This window comes from Planctomycetia bacterium (assembly GCA_034440135.1).
Taxonomy (GTDB): Bacteria; Planctomycetota; Planctomycetia; order Pirellulales; family JALHLM01; genus JALHLM01.
This window is the reverse complement of the sequence record JAWXBP010000475.1, coordinates 1-4672: the sequence shown is the minus strand read 5'-3', so window position 1 is coordinate 4672 and position 4672 is coordinate 1. Positions and strand designations below refer to the sequence as shown.

Here is a 4672-nt window from a genome sequence, read left to right as displayed (position 1 = left end):
CTAGCATGAGGGCATTCTAACTTGCCCGTGGCACGCGCACGACAGGGGCGCAAATCCGCGCTCAGAAAATGCGGCGCCTAGTCGGCAGCGCCGGCGCCAAAGTCGGCCACCATGCGTTCTGGACCAACGGGCTTCCTGGCGGCGGCGTCCATTACGACACGGTCCGGTTCTTCCGTCACGACCGCGCGGACAATCTCCGTGAGGCCAGCCGGCGCCCGCAACAACGCCGAGCAGCTTCCGTCGGCTGCCGGCTGAAGGTAGGCGATCGACGTCCAATGGTCCGCGGCGTCGACCAGCCAGAGTTCGAAGTGAGAATCCGTGGCGGGGAAACCCAGGTTGTCGGCGTAGAAATGCACTTCACCCGCCACGGAGTCGAAAACCAATTGCCCGTCAACCTCCCCGTGCCCGCCGACTTTTCCTAACGACGCGCGACGGAGTTCGGCCGTGGGAAAGAGCTTCTGCGCATCGGCCATGCGACGCTGAAAGTCCTGTTCGAGCGCAGCTTGATTCGCCACCTGGTGATCCGCCAGGCGGACCGCAGCCACGCCGGCCAGCACCGCGCACAACGTCGCCGCAGCATACGGGATGAAAGCCCGCCAGTTGATCCGCCGACCTGAGGGCAGCGGCTGCGCGACCGCAATGCGACCGCCATCCGTCATGTTTGCCGCGTCCGCTCGCACACGATCCAACAGAGCGCTACGCAATCCCGACGGCGGCGCTTCCAGCGGCGTAGCCAGCGCGAACAGTGAGAACGATTCACGCCAACGCTCGTGCTCCGCGTTACACTGTTGGCATTCGGTCGCGAGGTGACGACGCACATCGGCCGACTCCGCGGGCGCAAGTCCGCCTGAGGCGAATTCCGGCAGCAGGCGTTCGCAATCGGCGCAGTTCATCGGTTCCTTTCCGCGAAGCTCGGCGCCAACGCATTCCGCAGCTTGATCAATCCTTGCCGGATGCTTGATTTGACCGTGCCCAAGGGAATCTCCAGCCGCGCCGCGATTTCCACATGCGTGAGGCCTTCGTAAAACGCCAATCCCAACGTCTCGCGTTGCGTCTCGGACAACTCGGCCAGGGCGACTCGGACGCGTTGGCCGTCTTCCCGATGCGACAACCGGAAGGCGGGATCCGTGTCGGCGTCCCGATGGCGGCCTGTGATGGACCGCAAATTCCCTGCTTCATCTTCCTTCCGCGTGCGCGTCGCGGCGGCCCGGAGCCAATCCACAGCTCGACTGCGGGTCACGGTGACAAGATAGTTACGGGCGGTAACTCGATTCGGATCAAACCGTTCGGCCTTTTGCCAAATCTCCCAGAAAACCTCGGTGAGCACGGCGTCGGCGTCGCCATGTTGACGCAGAATGCGGAGGCAAAGTCCATATAACAAAGGCGAATAACGATCGTACAACACCTCGAACGCCGCCACGTCGCGGCGCGCAATCGCCGCCATCAGCTCGTCGTCGGTCGGTGCGTCGTCGAACGATGTGGTCATGCGAGACAGCGAACCAATCGTCCGCTTTCGCTGGGAAATGTGCGGCTCACGACGTCTGAACCTGAATCGTCGGTCGCCGGCGCTTCGGCGTCGGGCGTCACGGAATCGGTCATCCAGCAATCCTGGTACTGCGGGTTCGCCTGCTTCGTGAGGAAAAAGCGGAACACGCTGGCGCGATGTGAACCGTCAATCACGGTGACCAGCACCATCGCCTGGTCGCCCATGATCGTAGGACTGCCGATCAGCGATTTCTCGCAATCGATCAACGCCCGATATTTGGGCCCACGGACCATCGCGGCGAATTGAGCCGGACTGCCGGTGACGGAGCGATTCGAAGGCGAGGCAAATGCCATACATTGCAGCAATGCGGCGTCCCGGGTGCGAAACGCTCGCAGCGCCGCCACTTGCAATGCGACGACCTGCTCGGGCTGCAATTCAGGATGGGGCGCCGTCAGCGGCGTGGCGGCCCGCAACGCCTGCCAATCCGTCGCCGGCGGCGCGGAAAGCATCATCAATCTCGTGCCGATTGCGAAGCCGACAGCGCAGAGCGCAGCCAGCAACAAGCAACGCATCAAGAGAGATTGAGGTAACATGACTGACGCGACGCCGAGTTCCACGCCGAGTTGGGCGGATTTCAGAACTTCTCCAGACTAGACGTCGCGCGGAAAGTGGTCAAGCAATTGCCCTGTCTCATGGGCATGGTTTGGAGCAACTTGAGCCGATTCCACCACACTTGCAGAAAACATGAATCCGCTGCTCGACGGCGTTCGTAGCTTCCTGCGGGCGCGGTTGCATCGGTTCGGCCAGTACTGCAATTGGTCTTCGATCGCACTGCGCACCTACCGAGGCAACATCGACATACTTGGAGCAACAGAGATGAGACTGCGCTGGTTCTGCGCCCTGACGGCGCTCGTGTTGATGGGCTCAGCTGGCGAAACCGCGAACGCCGAGAAATTGGTTGGCCTCGGCGGCACGCCCAACGGTCAGAGTCTGGTGATCTTCGACAGTGCGACGCCCGGCACGGTCAGCAGCGTGGCCATCACCGGCCTCGCCGACGGCGAATCGCTGTGGGGCATCGACCGGCGTCCTGCTACAGGCGAGCTGCTCGCCCTCAGCAATCAAAATCGCCTGCTTACAATTCGGCCGAACACAGGCTTCGCGACCGTCGTCGGTGCAGGCTTCACCAATCCACTGGACGGATCGAGCTTTGGCTTCGACTTCAACCCGCAGATTGATCGCATCCGCATCGTCAGCGACGCGAATCAGAACTTCGTGGCGAATCCAATCACCGGCGACGCCAACGTTGCAGCCACCACGCCGGTCTTCTTTGCAGTCGGCGATGTGAATGCCGCCGCCGATCCGCACGTCGTGCATCACGCTTACGATCAAAACGTGGCGGGCACATTGGCCACGCAACTGCGAGCCATCGACACCGATCTCGATATCCTTGTCACGCAAGCCAACAACGTGGGCACGCTGGGAACGATCGGCCCTTTGGGTTTCGATGCCACTGACATCGGCGGCTTCGACGTCTCCGATTCCGGCAACGCCTTCGCTATCTTCAACGCCGGCGGTAACACGTCCGGATTGTACTCCATCAACCTCACGTCCGGCGCAGGGACGTTCCTGGGCGAAGTGCCGGGCGCCATTCACGGCCTGACGGCGGTTCCAGAACCATCGACCTTCGGCCTGTTGGCGATCGCCCTGACGATGGGAGGCGCCTTCGCAGCGCGGCACGCTCGCAGGGGACGCTGAGGGACCGCTCCCTCTCGCCCAACGAAACGCGGCGCGGACCAACGAAACGCGGCGCGGACACAACCCGACTGCAAGATCGGGAAGCGGCCGCGCCGCGGGTTTTTTTTGCGCATTTGCGGCCTGTTTCGCGTTTGTCGCTTGACTTTTGCTGACGTAAACGATAAGCTTTGCTAGCAAAGCTTATCGTTTACGTCAGCAACATAGGTTAATGTTTTCCTCGCGACTGGCAGCTTATGCATAAATTGTTGACTTCCGGGTTGGATAAGGCCGACTTGTGTCCCAAGGAAACACCTCCAAGTTGCAACGCGAGGTCGCCTACGGCAAGGCCTTTCTCGCGGCACTGAACGCACGCCTTGCGGCTCCCACAGTCGATTGGCCCACGACCCGCTGCTGGACTAAGTCCTCGCTTCAGCAAATCTTTCGCCAAGTGCGGGACGAACTCGCTGCCGCCGAATTGCGTTCCCAGCAATCGAATCGATCGCTTATTGCCTGGATGTCCGAACTGGGCATCTTGCATGAACTCAAGGCCCAGGACCTGACAATTTACATCCTGGAGTTCGGCGGATCGGCAGGTCGTGCCCTGGAGTCCCCCGAGCTACTGATGGCCGCATGTCCCCAAGGCGTTATTTGCTATTTTAGCGCTGTGGCGTTTCATTCGTTGACCACTCAACCTGTGGCGCATCACCACGTCGCGGTCTTGCAGAAGTCTACACGAGCGAGCGCACCTTCGAGCGTGGATAAAGCGAAATCCGTACCCGAGAGTCGATCAAGGACCTTACAACTTGGAAAACTCCTCTTTCGTTTCGCGGAAACGCCGTACTACCTTGCCGAGCGAGCCGCGCGGCTCGTGCCTGGCGTGCAGCAACGTGCGATGGGACCGCGGACGAACATTCGCATTACTACTTTAGAACAGACGCTTCTTGATACGCTCTACAAGCCGTTTCACTGCGGAGGTCCGGAAACTGTTTTCGAGGCCTGGCACGAAGCATTTCAATTGGGCGGAATCAATGAAGAGCGCCTGGCGGATTACATCGAGCGAATGAACTACCCGGCGACTGCTAGACGCACCGCCGTCATGTTCAAGCTCATGCAACACGCGCCGGGAATCGCTCTCCGGCGCACCCTTCAAGTCGTGCGTGAAAAAATTGCCCGAAACAGCGAATTCGCCGAGATCTCTCTACTCCCGGGATTGGACTACTCAAAAACTGACGAAGAATGGCTCGTCAAAATCCCATGAATTCCGCTGCATTTGCCGCCTGGAAGTCGTTGGTACTCGACGAAATATTTGAGGCCTTCGCCGCATCGGAGAAGCTCGAACGCGCCCTCATTTTTAAGGGTTCTTCACCCAATTCCGGGGAAAGCCTGGCGGATTTTGAGAAAGAAGTAGTTGTCGTCTCGGTAGCCGTAGGCCATACGTTTGAGGACTTTGAT

At 60.3% G+C, this 4672-nt stretch carries 6 protein-coding genes; 3 read left to right on the top strand and 3 right to left on the bottom strand.

Features of this window, described 5'->3' with window-relative positions:
* Nucleotides 1-77 precede the first annotated feature (77 nt).
* From SGJ19_27080 to SGJ19_27070, 3 genes are read right to left on the bottom strand one after another with little or no spacing between them, the layout of a single operon-like run.
* On the bottom strand, nt 78-893 hold the full coding sequence (locus SGJ19_27080; protein ID MDZ4783929.1) for an anti-sigma factor: 816 nt from the start codon (nt 891-893) through the stop codon (nt 78-80).
* Nucleotides 890-1486 (bottom strand): sigma-70 family RNA polymerase sigma factor, encoded by a 597-nt coding sequence (locus SGJ19_27075; GenBank protein MDZ4783928.1) that lies wholly within the window; start codon nt 1484-1486, stop codon nt 890-892. The genes SGJ19_27080 and SGJ19_27075 overlap by 4 nt, the downstream gene beginning before the upstream one ends.
* Nucleotides 1483-2058: a DUF4864 domain-containing protein gene (locus SGJ19_27070; GenBank protein MDZ4783927.1), complete on the bottom strand. Its 576-nt coding sequence runs from the start codon at nt 2056-2058 to the stop codon at nt 1483-1485. The genes SGJ19_27075 and SGJ19_27070 overlap by 4 nt, the downstream gene beginning before the upstream one ends.
* Nucleotides 2059-2230: 172 nt before the next feature.
* Between SGJ19_27070 and SGJ19_27065 the strand changes: the two genes are divergently transcribed.
* The 3 genes from SGJ19_27065 to SGJ19_27055 form a co-directional block, all read left to right on the top strand.
* Nucleotides 2231-3241, top strand: coding sequence for a DUF4394 domain-containing protein (locus tag SGJ19_27065; GenBank protein ID MDZ4783926.1), 1011 nt, complete (start codon nt 2231-2233; stop codon nt 3239-3241).
* 847 nt (nt 3242-4088) lie between these two features.
* Nucleotides 4089-4478, top strand: a complete 390-nt coding sequence (locus SGJ19_27060; GenBank protein ID MDZ4783925.1) for a hypothetical protein — start codon at nt 4089-4091, stop codon at nt 4476-4478.
* Nucleotides 4475-4672, top strand: a 198-nt coding sequence (locus SGJ19_27055) for a hypothetical protein (protein ID MDZ4783924.1), incomplete at its 3' end; no start/stop codon positions are given. The genes SGJ19_27060 and SGJ19_27055, both read left to right, overlap by 4 nt.